Annotated in this window: 22 protein-coding genes; 6 read left to right on the forward strand and 16 right to left on the reverse strand. The window is 58.7% G+C overall.

What is annotated here, in order from left to right; all coding sequences use genetic code 11:
- The first annotated feature begins 208 nt into the window (after positions 1-208).
- Positions 209-1,153 carry a transaldolase gene (gene tal / locus HKD40_RS05550; protein ID WP_169194821.1) on the forward strand — a complete coding sequence of 315 codons (945 nt, stop codon included), beginning with the start codon at positions 209-211 and terminating at the stop codon, positions 1,151-1,153.
- Between the two features lie 72 nt (positions 1,154-1,225).
- Here the strand turns inward: tal and HKD40_RS05555 are convergent, their stop codons facing one another.
- Genes HKD40_RS05555 through HKD40_RS05570 form a run of 4 tightly spaced genes read right to left on the reverse strand, consistent with a single transcriptional unit; the run spans position 1,226 to position 3,348 of the window.
- Positions 1,226-1,549 carry a TIGR01244 family sulfur transferase gene (locus tag HKD40_RS05555; protein WP_169194735.1) on the reverse strand — a complete coding sequence of 108 codons (324 nt, stop codon included), beginning with the start codon at positions 1,547-1,549 and terminating at the stop codon, positions 1,226-1,228.
- A gap of 5 nt (positions 1,550-1,554) precedes the next feature.
- Positions 1,555-2,469: an MBL fold metallo-hydrolase gene (locus tag HKD40_RS05560; protein ID WP_169194736.1), complete on the reverse strand. Its 915-nt coding sequence runs from the start codon at positions 2,467-2,469 to the stop codon at positions 1,555-1,557.
- A gap of 20 nt (positions 2,470-2,489) precedes the next feature.
- A complete protein-coding gene (locus HKD40_RS05565; protein WP_210257027.1) occupies positions 2,490-2,918 on the reverse strand; it encodes a YeeE/YedE family protein in 429 nt (142 codons plus the stop codon).
- Position 2,919: 1 nt separating this feature from the next.
- On the reverse strand, positions 2,920-3,348 hold the full coding sequence (locus tag HKD40_RS05570) for a YeeE/YedE thiosulfate transporter family protein (protein ID WP_210257028.1): 429 nt from the start codon (positions 3,346-3,348) through the stop codon (positions 2,920-2,922).
- Between the two features lie 81 nt (positions 3,349-3,429).
- On the opposite strand from HKD40_RS05570, the gene HKD40_RS05575 reads away from it, so the two are divergent.
- A complete protein-coding gene (locus HKD40_RS05575; RefSeq protein ID WP_248305918.1) occupies positions 3,430-3,768 on the forward strand; it encodes a metalloregulator ArsR/SmtB family transcription factor in 339 nt (112 codons plus the stop codon).
- Between the two features lie 144 nt (positions 3,769-3,912).
- A complete protein-coding gene (locus HKD40_RS05580) occupies positions 3,913-5,163 on the forward strand; it encodes a sensor domain-containing diguanylate cyclase (RefSeq protein ID WP_169194737.1) in 1,251 nt (416 codons plus the stop codon).
- Here the strand turns inward: HKD40_RS05580 and HKD40_RS05585 are convergent.
- Positions 5,160-5,840, reverse strand: a complete 681-nt coding sequence (locus HKD40_RS05585) for a phosphoribosyltransferase (RefSeq protein WP_169194738.1) — start codon at positions 5,838-5,840, stop codon at positions 5,160-5,162. The two genes, HKD40_RS05580 and HKD40_RS05585, sit on opposite strands and share 4 nt — an antisense overlap.
- Positions 5,841-5,914: 74 nt before the next feature.
- Between HKD40_RS05585 and HKD40_RS05590 the strand changes: the two genes are divergently transcribed.
- Positions 5,915-7,084 (forward strand): M20 aminoacylase family protein, encoded by a 1,170-nt coding sequence (locus HKD40_RS05590; RefSeq protein WP_169194739.1) that lies wholly within the window; start codon positions 5,915-5,917, stop codon positions 7,082-7,084.
- Here the strand turns inward: HKD40_RS05590 and HKD40_RS05595 are convergent.
- From HKD40_RS05595 to HKD40_RS05640, 10 genes are all read right to left on the reverse strand, one after another.
- Complete coding sequence (locus tag HKD40_RS05595) at positions 7,081-7,971, reverse strand: nucleoside hydrolase (RefSeq protein WP_169194740.1); 891 nt, start codon at positions 7,969-7,971, stop codon at positions 7,081-7,083. The two genes, HKD40_RS05590 and HKD40_RS05595, sit on opposite strands and share 4 nt — an antisense overlap.
- Complete coding sequence (locus tag HKD40_RS05600) at positions 7,964-9,766, reverse strand: adenine deaminase C-terminal domain-containing protein (protein WP_169194741.1); 1,803 nt, start codon at positions 9,764-9,766, stop codon at positions 7,964-7,966. Before HKD40_RS05600 ends, HKD40_RS05595 begins: the two co-directional genes overlap by 8 nt.
- 3 nt (positions 9,767-9,769) lie before the next feature.
- Entirely contained in the window at positions 9,770-11,155 is a 1,386-nt protein-coding gene (locus HKD40_RS05605) for a M20/M25/M40 family metallo-hydrolase (RefSeq protein WP_169194742.1), read from the reverse strand.
- Entirely contained in the window at positions 11,152-12,477 is a 1,326-nt protein-coding gene (locus HKD40_RS05610) for an amidohydrolase (protein ID WP_169194743.1), read from the reverse strand. Before HKD40_RS05610 ends, HKD40_RS05605 begins: the two co-directional genes overlap by 4 nt.
- 191 nt (positions 12,478-12,668) lie before the next feature.
- Entirely contained in the window at positions 12,669-13,730 is a 1,062-nt protein-coding gene (locus HKD40_RS05615) for an ABC transporter ATP-binding protein (RefSeq protein ID WP_169194744.1), read from the reverse strand.
- Between the two features lie 9 nt (positions 13,731-13,739).
- Positions 13,740-14,531 carry an ABC transporter permease gene (locus tag HKD40_RS05620; protein ID WP_169194825.1) on the reverse strand — a complete coding sequence of 264 codons (792 nt, stop codon included), beginning with the start codon at positions 14,529-14,531 and terminating at the stop codon, positions 13,740-13,742.
- Positions 14,528-15,352: an ABC transporter permease gene (locus HKD40_RS05625; RefSeq protein WP_169194745.1), complete on the reverse strand. Its 825-nt coding sequence runs from the start codon at positions 15,350-15,352 to the stop codon at positions 14,528-14,530. The genes HKD40_RS05620 and HKD40_RS05625 overlap by 4 nt, the downstream gene beginning before the upstream one ends.
- Positions 15,353-15,422: 70 nt before the next feature.
- Positions 15,423-16,463 carry an ABC transporter substrate-binding protein gene (locus HKD40_RS05630; protein WP_169194746.1) on the reverse strand — a complete coding sequence of 347 codons (1,041 nt, stop codon included), beginning with the start codon at positions 16,461-16,463 and terminating at the stop codon, positions 15,423-15,425.
- 137 nt (positions 16,464-16,600) lie between these two features.
- On the reverse strand, positions 16,601-18,493 hold the full coding sequence (locus HKD40_RS05635) for an adenine deaminase C-terminal domain-containing protein (RefSeq protein ID WP_210257029.1): 1,893 nt from the start codon (positions 18,491-18,493) through the stop codon (positions 16,601-16,603).
- Positions 18,494-18,592: 99 nt separating this feature from the next.
- Positions 18,593-19,450, reverse strand: coding sequence for an NADPH-dependent oxidoreductase (locus tag HKD40_RS05640; RefSeq protein WP_169194748.1), 858 nt, complete (start codon positions 19,448-19,450; stop codon positions 18,593-18,595).
- A 401-nt stretch (positions 19,451-19,851) separates the two neighbouring features.
- Between HKD40_RS05640 and HKD40_RS05645 the strand changes: the two genes are divergently transcribed.
- Positions 19,852-20,295 (forward strand): pseudoazurin, encoded by a 444-nt coding sequence (locus HKD40_RS05645; protein ID WP_169194749.1) that lies wholly within the window; start codon positions 19,852-19,854, stop codon positions 20,293-20,295.
- A gap of 219 nt (positions 20,296-20,514) precedes the next feature.
- Positions 20,515-21,120: a hypothetical protein gene (locus tag HKD40_RS05650; RefSeq protein ID WP_169194750.1), complete on the forward strand. Its 606-nt coding sequence runs from the start codon at positions 20,515-20,517 to the stop codon at positions 21,118-21,120.
- 3 nt (positions 21,121-21,123) lie between these two features.
- On the opposite strand, the gene HKD40_RS05655 is transcribed toward HKD40_RS05650, so the two are convergent.
- Positions 21,124-21,945, reverse strand: coding sequence for a transporter substrate-binding domain-containing protein (locus HKD40_RS05655; protein ID WP_169194751.1), 822 nt, complete (start codon positions 21,943-21,945; stop codon positions 21,124-21,126).
- Positions 21,946-21,957 lie beyond the last annotated feature (12 nt).

Genomic DNA, 21,957 nt, shown 5'->3' on the forward strand with positions numbered 1-21,957 from the left:
CTAATCTGGCTGCTAATTCGACAAACACTTTCCTCTCTTTAAGGGGTGCAACATCCCCCGCTTGTCGCTACAATGCGCGCGCAAACGCGTTGCAAGTGGACGAGGCGGCGAATGACCGACTTGCACAGTGAAGCGGTTGAGATATTGCTCTCCTCGGAGCTTGGCCATATGGCCAGAGCAGTGAACGCAAAGAGTCCCGGAGTTGATGGTGACAAGTAAGCTTGAACAGTTGAAGTCAATGTCGGTGGTTGTCGCCGATACAGGCGATCTGGAAGCGGTGCGCAAATTTGTACCTCAGGATTGCACCACCAATCCCTCTATCGTGCTGAAGGCGCTGCAGAGCCCAGCTTTTGCCTCGCATTTCGACGAAGCTGTTGGCGCGCTCGCTGGCGAAGCCAATGCCGTCACCAAGATTGCTGACCGCCTGACCATCGACGTCGGCGCAGCTCTTGCCGAACTCGTTCCCGGTCGCGTTTCCACCGAAGTTGACGCTGACCTGTCCTTTGATGCTGTCGCATCGGAAGCCAAGGCCAAGGCGATCATCGACGCCTATGCTGCCCGTGGCATTTCCAAGGACCGCATCCTCATCAAACTCGCTGCGACCTGGGAAGGCATCACTGCCGCCCGCGCTCTGCAGAAGGCTGGCATTGATTGTAACCTGACCCTCGTCTTCTCGCAGGCTCAGGCTATTGCATGCGCGGACGCTGGCTCGTTCCTGATCTCGCCATTCGTTGGCCGTATCACCGACTGGTTCTCCAAGTCGACGGGCCAGACCTACACCCCAGATCAGGATCCGGGCGTCATTTCGGTTCGCGGCATCTATGAATATTTCAAGGCGCACAACATCCCGACCATCGTGATGGGTGCTTCCTTCCGCCATACCGGCCAGATCGAAGCCCTTGCCGGTTGCGATCGCCTCACCATCGCGCCAGCGCTGCTCGAACAGCTTGCTGCCGACACCGGTGAACTGCCACGTGCGCTCGACGGCGCAAAGGGCTCGCCTGCCAAGATCGACCTGACGGAAGCCAAGTTCCGCTGGGCGCTCAACGAAGATGCAATGGCCACCGAAAAGCTTTCGGAAGGCATCCGCAACTTCAACGCCGACACCAAGAAGCTCTACGCTCTGATCAACGAAAAGATCGCAGCGCGCTAAGTCGCTTCTGCTGTAAATGTAAAACGGCGGCTCGGGAAACCGGGCCGCCGTTTTGCTTTGTCTCGCTAAGCTTTAGCGCGTTGCAGCGTATAGACTGCCGGCACGGCCGCCAGAGCGGCAATAACCGAGCACTGGGCCATCAATGGCCTCAAGGGCCTGGGTGAACTTGATCAGCTGACCTTCGCCGAGTGGGCCCGACACCGGAACATGAAAGGCCTGCAGTCCGGCTGCGCTCGCTGCTGCGGCGATGTCGTCAAAGCTTGGCTGGTTTGGGTCTTCATCGTCCGGACGCGCGCACACGATACCCTTATAGCCTGCTGCGACGATTTCGGGGATGTCGGAAGTCTGGATCTGCCCGGTCTGGCCAAAGCGTTCGTCAACAATGTTGATGTTCATCAAACTTAATCCTTCTTCTTATTGAGCCCGTTGAGGGGCACTTTTAGATAGCTCGTGCCATTGTCTTCGGCTTTGGGCAGATGACCGGCGCGCATATTGATCTGTAGCGAAGGGATGATCAGGCGCGGCATCGAGAGTGTGGCGTCGCGCGCTTCACGCATCGCCACAAACTCATCTTCCGTCGTGCCCTTACTGACGTGAATGTTGAACTCCCGCTGTTCGCCAATAGTGGTTTCCCAACGGATGTCGCGCCCATTCGGTCCATAGTCGTGGCACATAAACAGGCGCAACTCGTCCGGAAGCTGCAACAGCCGCTGGATCGAGCGATAGAGAGTGCGCGCGTCTCCGCCCGGAAAATCCGCACGCGCCGAGCCTCCATCCGGCATAAACAGCGTGTCGCCGACAAAGGCAGAATTGCCAATCACATGCACCATATCCGCAGGCGTATGGCCGGGAGTGAACAGGGTGTAAGCCGTCAGAGTCCCGATCTGATAGCTGTCGCCATCCTTGAACAGACGGTCAAACTGCGAGCCATCACGTTGGAACTCCGTCCCTTCGTTGAAGATCTTCCCAAACGTGTCCTGCACCACCGAAATCTGGTCGCCAATACCAAGCTGGCCGCCGAGCTTGCCCTGAATATAGGGTGCGGCGGACAAATGGTCGGCGTGGACATGGGTTTCGATCAGCCACTCAACGGTCCAACCCTTTTCCGTGATGAACGCGATGATCTCATCTGCGCTTTCATAGGAAATGGCACCCGATGCGTAGTCAAAGTCCATCACACTGTCGATCACAGCGCAGGCGTTCGAATTTGGGTCTTTGACCACGTAACTGATGGTGTTGGAGTCATCATCGAAGAAGGCGACGACGTCTGGTTTCACCCTGAGGTCCGGCGTGAACGGGATCGGGGCAACAGTCATTTTAGTCTCTCAATCTAACTTTACGCTGCCTTGGGGGCGCGTGTGCGTAAGACGGTAGTCGCGACGATACCGGCGATCATGGCCATAACGAAGATAAACGGCTGGATGTTGCCTGAGCCGAGCGCCGGAATGGCTCCGCCCGGACAAAATCCCGCGATCCCCCAACCTATGCCGAACACCGCCGAGCCAATCACCAGCGGCTTATCGATGGTGGTTTTCGTCGGCAGGTGAAACACTTTGTCAAACACGGGCATCGGGCGCTTGAGCACAAAGCGATAGCCAATGAATGTGACGGCGAGGGCAGATCCCATCACCAGCATCAAACTCGGGTCCCACGTGCCGAATACGTCGAAGAAATTGAGCACTTTGGCTGGATTACCCATGCCCGAAATTACAATTCCAGCGCCGAAAACGAGGCCGATAAGACCAGCAGACAGAATGCGGATCATATTAGAAGCCTCCGAGCACGTGGCGAATAACAAAGACGGTGATCAGCGTTGTCGCCATGAATGTCACCGTTGCAACGATCGAACGGGTCGACAGCCGCGCTATGCCGCAAACGCCATGCCCCGAGGTGCAGCCGCCGCCAAAGGTCACGCCTACGCCAACGAGCAAACCGCTCAGAACTATCGCCCAGGCCGGGAACTCGGCCGCGAACGGTAAGGGGCTGCCTGTAACGAGCGTCAACAGCACAGGGGCAGCGATGGCGCCGAGCAGGAAGGCAACACGCCAGCCGGCGTCTCCTTTTGGCATGATCGCTCCTGCCAAAATGCCGGTCATGCCAGCGATACGGCCATGAAATGCCATGAGAAGCACAGCGCTAAGGCCAATCAGGCTGCCGCCCAATAGAGCCTCAATAGGGGTGAACTGGGTGATCATCGGCCATCCAAAGTTGCAAAAGCGCGGCGTCTATGCGAAACCGCTAATGTTCAGTGGATCAATATATTCGAATGTCCTAATATGTCAACTCAGGAAAGCGCTATCCCTAACGCATCCGAAAAGCCAATGGACATGGCGGCTCTTGAGCCACGCGCTGAAGAAGCCGCGCAACTGCTCACCGCCATGGCAAATCCAAAGCGCCTGCTGGTCCTGTGTAACCTCTTGCATCAAGAGCGCAGCGTCAGCGATCTGGCCAAGCTCGTGGGCCTGGAGCAGTCGCCGCTGTCCCAACATCTCTCAAAGCTGCGCGCCTCAGGCCTCGTGAAAACCCGGCGCGATGGCCAGACTATCTACTATCGGCTCTCTTCCGAGAACGTCACGCGTCTTCTCACCACGCTCTATGAGATTTACTGCGCTTAATTGGGTGTGGATCATCTGCGCAAATGCCTTCACGGACCCGAAAGCATTCTCAATTAAACTTTTGACGCTGCGCCAACTGTGCTAGCGGCTTGCGCATAGAGCAAGCGATTGGTCCGTTTGTGGTCTTTAGGGCATGGAGGTCGCATGTCGTCGCCTACACAGTGCTGGCAGGATGTCAGCGGTGACAATAGTCGCCTCGCGGCGCTTCATGCCTTGGATATCTTGGACAGTCCGCGCGAACCGGCTTTCGACCGAATTTCAGACCTGATCCGCTTGGTTTTCGACGTCGACATCGGGCTTGTAACCCTGATCGACTCGCATCGTCAGTGGTACAAAGCCTCGGTCGGCATGACCAATACCGAGCAGGACTTGGATAGCGCCTTTTGCCGGTTCACGCTCGAAGCGGGTGATACCGTCATCGTCAATGATGCGACCGAAGACGCTCGTTTTGCCGACCACGAAAAAGTCGTCGGCGCGCCCTATATCCGCTTTTACGCGGGCACTCCGATCGTCACATCGAAGGGGCTGATGGTCGGAACCATCTGCGCTGTCGACACGAAAAAACGTACCTTCGGCCCACGCGAGATGGAAATCCTCCGTCACCTCGCAGCCTTGGTCATGCAGGGCCTGGAACTGCGGCAGGAAGCGATCACCGACGTTCTGACTGGCGCCAGCAGCCGTCGTTCCTTCAAGGAAGAAGCGAAGAAGCATATTTCGCTGTCGAACCGTAACAACTCGCCGCTGAGCTGCATCTCGCTCGACATCGACCACTTTAAGCAGATCAACGACACCTACGGTCATGCCGCAGGCGATCAAGTCCTCGCTGGGGTCGTGAAGGCGTTAAAAGACACGCTGCGCCAGAGCGATATCGTCGGTCGCCTGGGCGGCGAAGAGTTTGCCGTGCTTCTGCCGCAGACTGAAGAAGCGACAGCTATGGATGTCGCGGAAAAGCTGCGCCAAGTTGTCAAACAGCTGCGGTTCCCTCACAGCCGTCCGCCCATCTCAGTAACCTCGTCTTTTGGTGTCGCATCGCTGGTTCCTGGCGACGACATTGAGGCGCTCATCGCGCGCAGCGATGCGGCGCTCTACAATGCCAAGCGCTCAGGACGAGATCGTGTCCACCTTGCGCCAAAGCCCGATGAAGAACCCAAGGTTAATCGGCGTCGCGTGCTCAAGGCCGGCCAGATCATCTTTAATGATGGTCGCTCAACCTATGATTGCACGATCCGCAGCCTATGGGATGACGGCGCTGAAGCGACACTGGCCCTGACCACAGTGCTGCCCGATCACTTTGATCTGCGCATTAAAGGCTCGACAGAGCAGTATCACTGCAAACTGCTCAAGCGCAGTGTCGGTGCCGTAGAAATGGTCTACCTGGACACGCCAGACAACTAAGCAATTGGCTTCCAGCGGTCCTCGCTGGTTTTCTCAAACAGAGGAGACTTGAGCGGGGCGACGATGCGGTCTTGATATCGCGCCAGCCCGTCTTTCCACCGGTTCGATTGCAGCATTGCCGCTGCAATCACCACGGGCTCAATACCCGCCTTTTCCAGCAGGCGCAGCACCGCCACCATCGAAGAGCCCGAGCTGATCACGTCGTCGATCAGACACACGCGCTTGCCCTCAACCAGTGGCACCATACGCGGATCGATAAAAATGGTCTTGGCATGGGTCGGGCTGGTAATCGAGCTCAGCGGCTCCGACAGCTCATCGACATACCAAAATTTTCGCGACGTCCCCAGTGGCACCATTCTGGCGTGCCCCAGCCGTCGCGCCACGTTATTGGCCAACGGCAAGCCCAGCGTCGGCACACCAATCACCGCATCGACATTATACGGCGCGATCAGGTCCGCCATGCCTTGTGCGAGCGCATCCTCCACCACAAAACTCGCCTGATTGACGATCAGCGACGACACCGCCCGCGTCCCGTCGCCGGGCAGCACGCGCAAGGGCAGGGCGAGCTGACGCCCATCCGCAAACTCCGCCGGATAAAAGCCGGTATAGCTGTCCCCCTTAGCGTGCGTGCCAGCTGGGAAAACCTCCTGCCAGAAGTGATGCGGTTCTAGGGGCAAAGCGCGTCTCTTTTCTTGTCGCTGCGTTCCGAATAACGCAATGTGCCAGCACCTTTACCCAGACTCTTGAGCCAATGGAACACCTCGATAACGCCCCGTTCGAACTTGATGACATGATCGCCCTGCGGCGCGATCTGCACACCCACCCCGAACTTGGCTTTGAGGAAGTGCGCACCAGCGGCATCGTCGCCGAAAAACTCGCGGACGTCGGCATAACCGTTCATCGCGGCTTGGGCAAAACCGGCGTCGTTGGCACGCTCAAAGTCGGCAACGGCGCCCGCTCCATCGGCCTCCGTGCCGATATGGATGCGCTCGCTATGCCCGAGCTTGCCGACCGCGAGTACAAATCCACCACACCCAACACCATGCACGCCTGCGGCCATGACGGGCATACCGTCATGCTGCTCGCTGCCGCGCGCTACCTCGCTCGCACCAAGAATTTCGACGGCACTGTCCACTTCATCTTCCAGCCCGCTGAAGAAGGTCGCGGTGGGGCGAAGGCGATGATCGAAGATGGGTTCTTCGACCTCTTCCCCTGCGACGCCGTCTATGGCCTCCACAACATGCCCGGTCTTGCCACCGATGAAATGGCTGTCGTGACCGGCCCGCAACTGGCCTCATCCGACAGCTGGGAAGTCGCCTTCACTGGTGTTGGTACCCACGGCGCCAAGCCGCATTTGGGCAAGGATGCCGTTACGGCTGCCGCCCATTTCCTCACCATGCTCCACACCATTGTGGCGCGCGTGGTCGATCCGCTTCAGCCCGCCGTGGTCAGCGCCTGCGCGCTATCGGCAGGTGATTTTAAGGCGCTCAACGTCATTCCAGATGTCGTTCGCATCGGCGGCACTGCGCGTGCTTACACCCCTGCGGTGCGCGATCAGCTGGAAGCAGAAATCGGCCGTCTCGCCCATGGCGTCGCCGCGAGCTTCGGCATTGAGGTGAGCTACACCTTCAATCGCCGCATTCCGCCTGTCGTCAACAATGCCGAGGTCACCGCCCGCGCACACAAGGCGGCAACAGCCGCGACAGGCCGCGCCGTGGTGACGGATTTCCCGCCGTCCACGGCTGGCGATGATTTTGCTGAATTCGGCAATCGCGTGCCTGGGTGCTATGTCTGGCTGGGCAATGGCCCTGCGCAAGACGGCGCGCTGCACCACAATTCCCGCTACGATTTTAACGACGACGCGATCCTGACCGGCGCGCGCTATTGGGCAACGCTCGTCGAGCAGGATCTGTCGGCTTAAGAAACGAAACCGGAGTGCAGGAGATCGAGCGTCTTCTGCACATCCACCGTCATGGCGACTTTTAACGGCACGCCTGCGTTCGAGACCACCAGCGCACCCGGATCGTCGGTCAGATCAAGAGCAATGGTCAGCTCTTCAATCCCGAAAATCTCCGGCTCAAGCGCGTAGAGCATGACGCAAGGGTCGTGCAGCGGGCGGCTCTGGCGGCCATCAAGGAAATAGGCTTCCAACAATTTCGCGGCGACGTCGCCATGCAGCGTGCCATTAAAGGATGCGACGTATCCCTCATCTGCCCGCACTTTTCGCGTCACATCGAGCGGGATCAGCGTCAGGTCAAACCCAAAGCCGAACACCATCTCCGCCGCTTCCGGATCAACGGCAAAGTTGAATTCCGAACGCGGGCCGACATTGCCCTTCTCAACGATAGCCCCGCCCATAGCGATCACACGGCCAATCCGACGCGCCGCTTCCGGATCGTGCTGAATGAGCAAAGCCAGATTGGTCAGGGGCCCAAGAGCCAGAGTATCGATGGAGCCAGCGGGTGCTGCCCGCAGCTGTTCAGCCATCCACAGATGCGCCGGGGCAGTAACCGGATTCTGACCGGGCGCTAAAGTGACCCCGCCGAGCCCGTCATTGCCGTGGATCGCCACTTCATCAATAGCGTTTCGCACCAGCGGCGCGTTTGCGCCCCGGGCAATCGCCACATCCCCGCGACCCATCAGGGTCGCAAGGCTTGCAGCATTCGCTGTGGTCCGCTCAATCCCAATATTCCCGGCCACAGTAGCGAGGCCGAGAACATTGAAACGCTCAATGCCAAAGGCAAAAAGCACAGCGATTGCGTCGTCGAGACCGGGATCGGTGTCGATAATAACCGAGCGATTAGTCATAGAGCGGCTGAATCACCATTTCAGGAACTTTTACCAGACCCTTGTCCGTGATGCGGATTTCCGGGATCACCGAGAGCGGGATGAGGTTGAAGCCCATATACGGAATGGCGCAGCCCATCTCGTCCCAGACCTTCTTGAGAACCTTGGTTTCTTCCGCCACCTCATGAACGCGCTTGTCGGAGATAAGACCCGCGACAGGCAGCGCTACAAAGGACAGCACCGCGCCGTCCTTGACCACAACGATACCGCCATTGGCGTCTTCAATGGTCTTGAGCGCCAGCTGCATGTCGGCCTCATTGGTGCCGGCGATGATGATGTTGTGGCTGTCGTGCCCAACCGAAGACGCAACCGCGCCGCCCTTGAGATTGAACTCATGCAAGAACCCATGCGCGATGCCGCCATTGGTCTTGCCGTGACGCTCAACCACGGTAACGAAGCAGAGGTCGTGGTTCTTGAGTGTTGTCGCCCAGTCGCCCGTTGGGGTGATTTCAACCTTGCGATGGGGCAAGGTGATGCCTGGCATTTCAATGCCAATAGCATTGGCCGTCACCGGACCTGCTGGCAGTTCTGGGGTGAGCTTTAGGCCCTTTGGCAAATGGACCGTATTATACGCCGCGCGTGGATAGACGTAGCGCTGCTCCAGCGTTTCATCGAGCAGCGATGTGATCTTGCCACCCTCGACCATCAGCTCGCCACCGTACCAGGTGTTGACTGGCTTAAGATCGTCATTGAGCAGCACGAGGTCAGCTCGACGACCGCCGCCCAGACCACCGATTTCATCGCCCATGCCAAAGCGTGTCGCGCCGTGTAGCGAGCCCATGGCCCAAGCCTGTTCAGGCTTCACGCCGCAACGGATGGCTTCACGCACCACCCAGTCGAGACCGAATGTAAGAAGGTCGTCCGCATCACGGTCGTCGGTGCACACCGCATAACGCTTGTGGCTCGCACCCATTTCCGTGATCGGCTTGATCGCTTCAACAATCGAGTTCCAAGGCGTCGCTGGGTTGCCGCCACGCAGGAACACCCAGATCCCAGCTTCAAGGAAATCTTCCGAAATGTCCTTGTCGACCGCTTCATGCGTGTCGGTCACGCCTGCTGCCGCATAGGGGGCAACAAACTCACGGCCATAGACGTGGCCCGAAACCGGACGGCCGCGCTTGAGGCTTTCCGCGATAATGGCGTGCGAGCGCGGGTCGCCCATAGCGACCGGCACAAAGTCCATCTTCTCGCCGAGCGCCACGGCTTCTGGCCATTTGTCAAAGATCGCGCCGATCTTTTCAGGCGTCAGATCGCCACCAGCGGTTTCGAGTTCTGGCGAGGTCGCCGGAACCGTGGACGGCACTGTGAGGAAGATCGAGAGCGGCGCCAAACGCGCGTCTTCGAGCATGGCCTCAACGCCTGCAACGTCCATGACGTTACCGATTTCGTGGCTGTCGCAGAAAATGGTGGTCGTGCCGTTGAGCAGCGCGCCTTCCGCATAAGCGCAGGCCGTCACCATCGAGCTTTCGATGTGAATATGCGGGTCCACCAGACCCGGCGCGATAATGCCGCCCTTAGCGTCATAAACCTGCTTGGGAGTAGGCGCCGACTTATAAGCGCCCGCTGGCTTGATCGCAGCGATACGACCGCCTGAGAGCCAGATTTCCTTATTGTCGAGAATGCGCTCGGAATAGGTCGAGAGCACGCGTGCACCCGTAATGACCACATCGGCTGCAGCACGGCCCCCGGCGACAGCCGCGAGCTGGGTAATTTGCGTATAGAGCGGGCTTACAGAAAAGCGCGTGATCATCGCCATAGGTTATTGCTCCGAGAAAGCGTGGAGGATGCGCACCCAAGAGCGGATGCCCTTGTGGAAGCTGGAGAGGTCGTATTTTTCGTTCGGGCTATGAATGCGGTTATCGAACCGCGCAAACCCGATGAGCAGGGATTCCATGCCGAGGCGGTTCTTGAATTCGCCCAGAATAGGGATGGAGCCGCCTGTACCCGCCAGCGCGGTCTCGCGGTTCCACTCCGTCGTCAGCGCTGCCTGCGCTTTGCGGAGCAGCGCGCCATCCAGCGACATGGATTGCGCTTCGGCCGCCGCATAGCTCTTGAACTTCACCGAGCAATCGGCTGGGATCATGCTGCGCACGAAGTCGCGGAACAGCTCACGAATGCGATGCGGGTCTTGCCCTGCAACAAGCCGGAACGAAATCTTTGCGCCAGCCTTTGCCGGAATAACGGTTTTAAAACCGTCGCCCGAATATCCGCCCCAGACGCCGTGGATTTCCGCCGTCGGACGCGCCCAGACTTGCTCCAACACCGAGCGGCCCTGTTCGCCAGCCGGGATGGAAAGACCGATATCGCCCAAGAACTTTTTTGGGTCGAACGGCAGCCGTTCCCATTCGCGTCTATTGGCCTCGGGAAGCTCTTTGACGCCATCGTAGAACCCGGGAATGCCAACCGCGCCATCATCCGTACGCAGCTTGCCAATAATCGTGCCCAATACTTGGGTCGCGTTCCGCGCCGCCGAGCCGAACATGCCAGAATGCAGATCGCGATCTGCCGTCGTAATCTCGAACTCTTCCGAAACAAAGCCTCGGAACATGGTGGTGATCGCCGGGGTTTCGTGATCCCACATATCGGTGTCACAGACGAGGATCGTATCCGCCTTAAGATCGTCCGCATTGGCTTCAAGGAATGGCCCAAGCGATGGCGAGCCTGCTTCTTCCTCGCCCTCAAACAGCATCGACACCTGAATGGGGAGGCTCCTTGTCACGGCCTTCCAGGCGCGGCAGGCTTCAACGAAGGTGAGCAGCTGCCCCTTATCGTCCGATGCGCCACGCCCCAGGATATGGGTTTCGCCATCTGGTTGGGGCGAGAGCGACGGCTCAAACGGATCGGTATTCCAAAGCTCAATCGGGTCGACCGGCTGCACGTCATAGTGCCCGTAGAACAGCACATGCGGGCCGGGCGTTTTCGGCCCATGCCCCACCACCATCGGGTGGCCCGTCGTGTCCCGCACGCTGGCGTCAAAATCGAGTTCTGCGAGTTGGTCCCGCAGCCACTCCGCCGCACGGCGCACGTCGTCCTTATATTCCGGCTCAGTCGAAACCGAAGGAATACGGATCAGCTCAAACAGCCGCTCGAGGCTGTTCTCAAGGTGTGCATCGGCATGGGCAAGAACAGCGTCGAGTTGGGTCATTGTGCGAGACTATCCAGCCGCGCCATTTCCGTTTTGAACTGGCGGGCGATTTGGTTGGCATCGGCCACGGTTTTCGCCGTGTCGAGGGTGAGAATTTTTCGATCCCTCATCAGCCAGCGGCCCGCGACCATGGTGTCGGTCACATCGGTCGGCATGGCGGCAAAGACCAGCGCGGAGTAGGGATCGTACATTGGGTGCATGCGCGGCGCGGCCAGCGAAATCCGAATAAGATCCGCCTGCTTGCCCACTTCAAGCGAGCCTGTCTTGAGGTTGAGGCTCAACGCCCGCGCCCCCTCAATCGTCGCCATTCTGATGATTTCGAGCGCGGGGAGCGGTTTTCGCGAGCCAGCGAGCAGCTTGGCGAACATGGAAACTGGGGCGAACTGGGAAAACAGATCGAGCGTATTCCCGCTCATCGCTCCATCCGAGCCGATGCCGACCGGAATGCCCGCATTGCGCATCTTTTCGACCGGCGCAATTCCGCGCCCCGCCTTGCCGTTCGAGCGCGGATTGGTCACCGCACAAACCTGATGCTCAGCCATCATCGCGATGTCCGCATCATCCAGCTGCAAGCAATGCGCGGCGATCAGGTTTGGCTTCAACAGCCCAGCGTCAGCGGTTACTGCAACGGTCGACTTGCCGTGGGTGTCGCGCGCCCAATTCACTTCCAAAGTGCTTTCCGCCAAATGCATCTGCACCGGCACATCGGGATGCGCTGCCGACCACTCCGCAATGCGCTCCATGGTCTTCAAACCCGTGGAATAGGGAGCGTGCGGCGCAATAGATGGGGTGACGAGCTTATGCCCCGCAAAGCGCTCGACCAGCTCTTCAACCCGCGCAAAACCTTCATCAAAGGTCTTGTGGTCCGGCGGATCAAAGTCCGCCAGTGTCTGCCCGACAATGGCGCGCAACCCAGCTTGGTCGCAAACATCGCCCACTTCGGTCTCAAAATAATACATGTCGGCGACGGTGGTAACGCCGCCCGCAATCATCTCCAGCGCCGACATGGCCGACCCAATGCGGACCATTTCGGGCGAAACGAATGTGCGCTCCAGCGGCAAAATATAGCGATAAAGCCGATCATCGACATCTTCGCCCAGCCCACGGAAAACACTCATGCCCATATGGCAGTGCGTATTGACCATGCCCGGCATGACGATATCGCCATTGCAATCGATCACCTCGGCGCCATCCACTTTTGGCGCTGGCCCCGAGCCAATCGCGGTAATGGTGTCGCCATCCACACGCACCCAGCCGCTCTCATGAACCGTAAGAGCATCGTCCATCGTGACGATCAAAGCATTGGTGAGCAGCGTGGTCATTCTTTTGGTCCTTTTTCACCGCCCCTCGTAAGGGGAAGGAGTACTTCGGTGCCTCTCTTCACCTCTCCCTTTGGGGAGAGGTCGATGCGCAGCATCGGGTGAGGGGGCCTATCCCAAGGTCGACGACAAAATCGGGTGCCCCTTCGTCCCTCCCTCGCTCGCGGGGGAGGTCAGGTGGGGGCCTTAACCGACTACTCGTGCGCCAAAATCGTGCACTGCTCTGGCACTGGAACCAGCTTAGCCTGCGAACCCGGCTCCAAGATATTGGTCAGCGAACCATTGGCCAGCAGCGAACCCGCAGTGGTTTCCGCCTGATACTGATACGCGCGACCAAGATAGGTGCGCAGGCCCAGATCAGCCGGGAAGCCCGTAGCCGCTGGGTCATTGGTCACATTCAACCCATCGGCGCGGCAAGCGAGAATGAACTCGTCTTGGATCGGGCCGAACAGGTTCTGGTTGAGATCAAGCCGCACGCCACCGAGCGCTTCTGCCGTCACCGTCTCGCCATTGCGCGCCACAACCTTCATCGAGATGAGGTTTTCAAAGCCCACAAAGCGCGCGACGAACGCATTGGCCGGACGCTGGTAGAGGTTTTCTGGCGTATCGAGCTGCATGATGCGACCGGCGTGCATAATCGCCACGCGGTCAGAGATCGAGAAGGCTTCTTCCTGATCGTGCGTCACGTAAACCGAAGTCGTGCCATTGGCGCGCTGCAGCTTGCGGATTTCGACACGCATGTCGATACGCAGCTTCGCATCAAGGTTGGAAAGCGGCTCATCGAACATCAGGAGCGGCGGCTCGATAACCAGCGCACGGGCCAGAGCCACACGCTGCTTCTGCCCGCCCGAAAGCGCTGCTGGCAAGCGTTCAGCAAGGTGCGCAAGGCCCACGCGCTCAAGCATATCCGCCACGCGCTTGTTCTTGGCCGCAGTGGCAACGCCACGCTGCTTCAGGCCAAAGCCTACGTTGTCGGCAACGCTCAAGTGCGGGAACAGCGCATAGTTCTGAAACACCAGACCAATGTCGCGCTCATGCGCTGGCAGGGTGGTCAGATCGCGACCGCCCAGAGAGATCGAACCCGATGTCGGCTGCAAGAAGCCAGCGACAAGGCGCAGCGTGGTGGTCTTGCCGCAGCCCGAAGCACCGAGGAGCGAAACGAGTTCACCTTCCCCGATCTCGAGATTGAGGTCTTCCAAAACCTTGGTCTTGCCGTAGTGGGCGGTGATGTTGCGAATAGAAAGAGGTTTGGTCACAGCTGATCTCTATTTGGCAAGGAAGGTGAGGCCCAAGGTCCGTTCCACCACGGCCATAACGCCGACGGTGAGCAGCATGAGCAGCACCGAGACCGAGGCCACGGTGGGGTCAAAGAACTGCTCCATGTGAGCGAGCAGCTGGATGGGGAGGGTCGAGAGACCAGGACCCGTCATGAAGATCGAAATCGATACGTCATTGATCGAGGTGATGAAGGCCAGAATGAAGGCCGCGATCACGCCCGACTGCACGTTCGGTAGCAGCACGGTGAAGAAGGTCTTCAGCGGTGGCGAGCCAAGGCTGACCGCTGCTTCTTCGATCGAGAAGTCAAACGAGGCCAGCGATGCCGAAATCACGCGGATCACATAGGGCAGGATCAGGATCGTGTGCCCGACGATCAGCGACACCATCAGCGGCGCGTTGAACGTATAGGCGACATTCTTGAGCAGCGAGAAACCGAGCACCAGTTCTGGCACCAGCACCGGCAGCACGAAGAAGCTCGATAGCCAACCGGGCAGGTGAATGCGATGGCGGTTGAGCGCATACGCCGCCGGAATGCCAATGAGCAGCGCCACAAAGGTTGAAATCACAGCCACCTGCAGCGAGGTCATCATCGTCCGACGGAAAGCTTCCATCGCAAAGATGTTTTCAAACCAGCGCAGCGACAGTCCCTGTGGCGGGAAGGTGAGATAGGTGGTGTCGGAAATCGACGACCCCAGAATGATCACCAGCGGACCGACAAGGAAGATAAAGACGAGAACGGTAAAGCCGATAAGGGCCGGATGGAGCTTGGTGGGCATCAGACGGCCATTGGGTTCAGTTTGCGAGCAATTTTGGTCATTGCCAGCACGATTGCGATAGTGATCACCACCATAATGGCAGCGATGGTGGAGGCGCTTACCCAGTCAAATGTGACCATGGCCTGCTGGTGCATCAGCGTGCCCATCACCATCACCTGCTCGCCACCCAAAAGCTGGGGAGTTGCATAGGAGGTGAACGAGCCGGTGAACACGAGCACCGCGCCAACGATCAGGCCGGGTACGGCCAGCGGGAAAATAACCTGCATGAAGGTCGCGAATGGCTTTGCGCCGAGCGAAGACGAGGCTTGGATCAGATCGTCCGGAATGCCTTCCAGCACGCCAACAAGCGTCAGGATCATCAGCGGCACAAACAGATAGACCATCGCCACGATCACAGAGCCCTGCGTGTAGAGCATCTGGAAGGGTTCAGAGATAATGCCAAGGTTCATCAGCGTCGAATTGACGATGCCATTCTTGCCCAGAATGATCAGCCAAGCGAACGAGCGGACCACCACACCGGTGAGCAGCGGGAACACAGCGGCGATAATCAGCACAGACTTCAACCAGCCCGGCGCGCGCGACACCACAAAGGCGGTGATGAAGCCTACCGCCAAAGCGATGACAGTCACAGCCAGCGAGATGGTGATGGTGCGCATCAGAACGGTGCGGCGGAAACCGCTGCTGAAAAAGGCCTGATAGGTGGCGAAGGGGCCACCGGGCGTTCCGAAGGTAGCGTAGATGGTCGCGGCCACAGGAGCGACGAGGCCGAGGAGGATCAGCAGTGTCGCAGGTGAGGCTAGGGTCCAGCCGGCAAAGCGTTTCATGAGCCTGGCATTTCGAGAGAGGAATAAAAGGGTGCTGCGCGGGTAAAGGGAACCCGCGCAGCGCTATGCATTACATGCCGAAGTTTTCGTTCCAACGGTCAACCCAGCCACCCTTGGCTGCGTTCATCTTGCCGTAGTGGATGCGTTCGAGCGAACCGATAACGTCCGCGCCATAGGTCCAGATCGAAGCCTGTTCCGGGGTCAGCTTGACGTTGGTGTTGACTGGAGCGTCGACGCCTTCTTCAGCCAGCTTCTGCTGGATTTCATCGGAGAGGATGAAGTTGATGAATTCGTATGCGAGTTCTGGTTCAGCAGCGCCAACTGGGATGTTGACGGTGTTGAGGGTCGCAATGGAGCCTTCTTCAAGATCAGCCCAGACGACCGATGGCTTAGCAGCCTGGATCTGTGCGAGGGTGAAGTCCTGTGCGATCGACGCGGTGATTTCGCCGGTCGAGAACAGGTTAATCATTTCCGAGCCAGTGTTGTAGTTCTTGACTACGTTTGGCTTGAGTTCTGCGAGAGCTTCGAAAGCTGCGGTATCGTCGTCAAACGCGTCGGTGCCCTTGTAGAGACCGGCCTTGAGAACAACCATTGGGCCTGCGGTGGTGGTGATGCCTGGCAGCGAGAGCGAGGACTTGAAGTCTTCGCGCCACAAATCGTTCCACGAAGTTACCGGGGTGGTCACAGCTTCGCTGTCATAAACGATGCCAACGCGACCGATGGTGTAAGCTGGGCCGAAGCCGTCCTGAGGGTCCTTAGCCATTTCATAGATATTGGCCAGGTTCGGGAGCTTGCTCTGGTCGATCTGCTGGAACAGGCCCAGCTCGATACCCTGCTGCGAGAAGCTATCCGAGAAATACGCAACGTCGACGCCGCCGCCGTTACGGATCTGGATCTTGTTCAGACGCTCACCGTTGTTGCCGGTTTCAAAAACGATTTCACAGCCGCACTGTTCGCGGAACGGCGCGAGCACGAGGCTTTCGAGCTTTTCACCGTTGAAGCCCCACCAGGAAATGGTGAGTGTCTTGGTCTGTGCCATAGCGGGCGCTGCGCTCGCGAGGGTGCCGACCGAAATTGCCAATGCCAGCGTACGCGCTAGGTTCTTGTGCATACCGAAAATCCTTGTTCCCTTTAGATACTTGTCTCGCAGACGTGGGTATCTTGGGAATAAGGCTATTTTTTCGGCTATGCCGGTGCAAGTTGCATATTTAGGCGTGTGGTACGGACCTCACAAGATTTACCTCTTGTTTACAATTTGCCGCACCACACAATCGGGTGAATCTGGCCGTTCTGCACGTTTACAAAGCCTTCCGGCGCCAAGGGAGAGGGGGCAACGAGCACCCAGCGCCATGGCGCGCAGGTCAGAGTCGCAAAAGCTAGACGCTCAGGGAAGCCAGCCCACCAACGCGGCGAATAGGTTGGCTCATACATCCATTCGATGGTTTCGCCCTGCGCGTAAAGCTCAAGCATTTCCTTGTCGAGCTCTGGGGCAGGGCGGCAGGTCATCAGCCCGCCGATTTCATAGTTTACCCGGGCCAGCACTTTACCGTCGCGCACCAGCGCCCACCCGCCTTGCTGCTCTTGCAGCGCATTGACCGCCAGCGCCATAGCCTCGTCCGACGAGCCGACCGCCCAGATATTGTGCTTGTCGTGGCCCATCGAACAGGCCAGCGCCGTGTTCGGCGTCTTGGGGCCTGTCCCCAGCCAGAACATTTTTGAAACGCTCGCCGTACCCCAGAACCGGTCGACAATAGCGAACTTCGTGATGTTGCGGCTGTCGTCGCGCTGCACCAAGCCGTCGACAATCGACAGATCGGTGGTGATGAACTCGTCATGCCAATGGAAGGGACGTAGCAGCGCCGCCTTGCAGCTGTCTGTCGCTCCCTCTGGCGCAGCGATGGCAAAATCGGCGGCAGTCAGGTCGCGGCCGATATTGACCGTTTGGCGCGCCCATTGCGGCCAGTCGATCGTTGGGACATCAGCGATATATTCACGGCCCTTCGAAACCTGCATCCCGTCGGCCCAAACTTCCGAAATCGACAGTGTCGCTTCGTCGTCAAGGAACACGAGATCGGCATACCGTCCCGGCGAGATCGAACCTATCCAAGGGGTGAGGCGCATATGGCGCGCGGGGTTGATCGTCACCATCTGCACGGCCACTTCCATCGGCAGCCCGGCTTGAATGGCGAGGCGCACATTATGGTCCGTTGCCCCAAGCTTCATCGTGTCCGAGCACGAACGGTCATCAGTGCAGAGCGCAAAATTCGACCAATCCTGCTGGCCGCGCTCGAGCAAGCCTTTGATCATGTCGGTCAGCGAATGTGGGCGCAGCTCCATAAAGAGCCCACGACGCAGCTTGTCTGCCACTTCCTCGGCGGTCCACGCTTCGTGATCCGAAGCCATGCCCGCACCGGCAAAGGCGTTGATATCGTCAATCGCCCGCATGCCCGCCGCATGGCCTTCGACCACACCGCGCGCTTCAAACGTCGCTTCGATCATGCCCCAAAGGCGCTCGTGCGACGGGTTCTCTGGGTTCCACACCGCTGGCCAATCCATCACCTCATCAAGGCCCGAAACAGCCAGATTGGTGGTCATGAACTTGAGCTGCTCGCCATAGCCGAAATGCCCGCCACCATGCTCATAGGCAGTCGGCGGCACAGCGGAGCCGGGCAGGGGGAAGATTTTTGCTGGCGAACCTGCGGCGCGCGCGGTCATCCAGAAATCGAGATTGTGCGGCCCATCAACATTGGAAAATTCGTGGCTGGCTTCGCACGTCCAGGTGCAGCCAAAGGGCAAAACGAGAGCGGCTTCCCATTCCGGGGTGAGGTGGCTTGATTCAATATGCTTATGCACTTCGCCAAAGCCCGGCACGACCGAGAGATGGCTGCGGTCGATCCGCTCGCCCACTTCGCCCGGATATGCGCCAGCTGGTCCAACCCAAGCGATGCGGCGCCCCGAGATGACGATCTCTTGGTCCTCATACCAATTGCGTCCATAGACGTCCAAAAGCCGACCAACGCGAATAGCTGTGTTGGCAGGCTTCTTGCCCAGCGCCACCAGTGCCAAATGCTTGCGGATCGCCACTTCGTCGCGCGCATTGATGAGGAGGTCATTTGGGAAATCGGTCATCGTAGAATCCATCTGCCGGGCTGCCAGCGTTCAATTTTGACCTAACACGATGATCGATCTACCGAAAGCGCGCAGCCCGAACCTTCCCCACACCCGGCCCCCAAAACTCCCCTACTTCAACCCAAACCCCAAGCCCTTCACCACACCACTCAGCGCCTCGCGGCCGCGCAAAGCCTTAACCGTGCCCACGCGTTTGGCGATCATTTTGGTCCAGTCGATCACAGTCATGCCCTGCTTCTCCTGAAAGCCGCGCATGGTTTGATCGTAACGCGCCAGCGTCTCAGCATCAGCGGCATCGCCATAAGTCTCCTCATGCAACACGAGGCTTTGCGGCAGGCGCGGCTTCACCTCCGAGGCGCGTTCCTCGTCCGGATAGCCCAGCGTCAGCCCAAAAACGGCCACGCATTCTTTTGGCAGCCCGAGTTCTGCGGCCACTTCTGCTGGCTTGTTGCGCATGCCCCCAATGTAGCAACTGCCGAGCCCCAGCGAGCTCGCCGCCACAACTGCATTCTGTGCCGCTAGAGTGGAGTCGATAACGCCAATGAGAAAGCTCTCCATATAGTCGAGACCGTCTCCGGGCAGCTCTTCGCGTTGCGCCAGTGTCCGCAACCGCGCCAGATCCGCGATCCAGACGAGAAACACGGGTGCGGTGACGATATGGGGATTGCCCCCGCTCAATTCCGCCAGCCGCCCTTTGCGCTCAGCGTCGCGCACCATCACCACGGTCCAGGCCTGCACATTGGATGACGTCGGTGCTGATTGCGCTGCCGCTACCAAAGCCTCAATGACACCAGGCTCAACGGGCTTCGGCAAATAGGCGCGCGCCGACTTATGGTCGAGCATCAGACCAATGGTGTCAGACCAAACCGCTCCGGTCTGTGGAGCGTCGACGCCATAGCGCAGCGCCAGACGGGTTGCGGCGGTGGTGTTTTGCGACTTGGCGTCCGTGTTCACTTGCGCAGGCGACATAGGAATATCGAAACTCTCTTACGTGTCCGTACCAGGATTTGAGCGTTATCCGCTTCCTTCGGTAAGGGCCATTGGCAAGTGTCAAAACGTCCATCATGCGTAATCTGTTCAGCGTGCTAAATGGCGAACCGCACACCGCGCCTTAATTACGCCAAACGGTCGATGGTATTGGCGGTGGAACGCGGGCACAATTTCCTGCGTTACCCACTGTAATCCGCTGGTGTTTGGGATTAATTTGGCTGCGGCGATTTGCCATCCCAGTCACAATGGTTTCATCCTCTGGCGGACTGGGGGCGATGCGACTACATACACCCGCAGGGTGAAACCAGCGCGGGGAATACTCCGCGTTCAACTGCGTACTGGCGCCCCCTGCCGGATTACGCGCTTTTTTGGTGAGACAAATGAACCTTCTCCGCACGATCGCTTTCGCTGGTTTGGCAACTGCTATGACCATCGCAGCAGCTTCTGCCGCTAACTACGAAGTTAAGATGCTCAACAAGGGCACTGACGGCACTCCAATGGTTTTCGAGCCTGCTTTCCTGCAGATCGAAGTTGGTGACTCGGTAACCTTCATCCCAACCGACAAGTCGCACAACGCTGAATCGATCAAGGATCTGATTCCTGAAGGCGCTACCCCATTCAAGGGCAAGCTGAACGAAGAAATCACCGTAACCTTCGACGTTGAAGGCGCATATGCTTACAAGTGCCTTCCGCACCTGGGCATGGGCATGGTTGGTCTGATCGTCGTTGGCGACGCACCAGCAAACCTTGCTGACATCACTGCTGCAAAGATGCCGAAGAAGTCGGCAGACGCCTTCGCAGCAATGGCAGCAATGGTTAAGTAAACTGTTGTTGGGTTCGGGCGGCGTTTCGTCGCCCGCGCCCTCTTCGCTTGCTCGCAAGCGTTTTGATCGTTGAGCATGGCTCCGATCCTCTAACTCCCCATAAATCGGCTATTTCACGCGCGCTTTGCTTGTCGCTCGGCACTGACTTATGCGAACACCTATGGGTGGATATGGGCAGCGCTGATCTTATGGTTCGGCGGTAACATGGGAGTGCGATCAATGGCCTTGTTACGCGAACTCAGTCTTGAAACTCTGCTCTCGCGCGTTGCGGGCGTGCTGATTTTCGTCGCCCTGCAGGGGTTCTTCCTCGCCCTCTTTGCGCGCCTTATGGGTGATCGTCGTCCGCAGAATGAAGGCCGCCTGACGCCCAATCCCTTTGCGCAGCTCTCTGTCTGGGGTGCCGTTATTGGCGCGCTCTTTGCGCTGACATGGCCGCGCTCTATGCGCATGCGCGCCTCCGCCAATCGCTTCGGCCTTGGTGGGGTAATCGCGGCGGTCGTGCTGAGCCTTGTGGCTGTTGCGCTCTTTATTCCGATTGCCGATTGGCTGCGCAGCGTGGCGCTGATGCTGCCGCGCACGGGTGGCTACGCTGTAATTCTCATCCTGCAGCAATTCCAGCTGCTTGCCGCCGGTTCAATTCTCTTGAACCTGCTGCCCATCCCGGGTCTCGCGATGGGCTCTATCTGGACGGCACTCTGGCCGGAGCGCGAAAAGCGCCTCCTGCGTCATGAGCCGCTGGGCGTGGGCTTGGTGATCATCGCCTTGGTGGTGGGGATTGTGCCCAATCTTGCCAGCTACACCTTGCCCTTCCTGTCGCGGCTCTAGGAACTATTCCCCGGCGTGGCCGGTATATCCGAACTCGTCCATAATCGCGGCGATCGTGCCATCGGCGACGAGAGCGTCAATTGCCTGATCGACCTGATCCCGTAGGAACGTATTGCGGCTGCTGACCAGCGCGCCAATATGCACCACGCTTTCTGGCAAAGGCGTTGAGCCGATAATCCGCAGGGCCTTGGTGTCTTCGCGCTCACGCTGCATTTTGGCCAAAACGGGTTGCCACAGGATCATGCCACCAATGGTGTCATCGAGAACGCGTGTGGCCATCAAATTCGGGTCGGCATAGGGCAGGCGGCGCCAACGCTGATCTTCTGCCTGCTGCAAGTTCCAGTTGATCAGATTGAGTTCACCAAGGCTGGCCATAGCTGTGCCAAGGCGCACGTCCTTGGGAATGTCCGCAAGGCTCTGATAGTCGGTGTCTTTGACGGCGAGTACGAAGGGTACTGAAGCGTAGGGACGGGTGATCGCAAAAGCTTCCGATATCGGCGAGTTCACCGAAACCGAAATGCCCATGAAAATATCGCAGTCATTGTTCATCGCCAGCGACAGCTCGTCGATAAAGCCTTCACCATTGAGGGGGAAGCCGCCAAAGCCTTCGAGAGTTTTGACCTCGAGGAACAGGGCGTCGCCAATGGCACGGGCGATGGCATCATCGAACTGACGGGCCTGGCTGGTCATGTCGAAACATGCGGTCAGGCTATCGCCTGCAACGCGGCGGGTATTGTCGTACAGCTCCTGCGGAATGCCTGTCTGAGCAAATGCTGTGCCTGCCAGCAAGGCGGTGGCGAGGGCTGCGGCGGTCATGCGGATCATTTGGCTCTCCTA

The organism is Devosia sp. MC1541, from assembly GCF_012847305.1.
Lineage (GTDB): Bacteria > Pseudomonadota > Alphaproteobacteria > Rhizobiales > Devosiaceae > Devosia.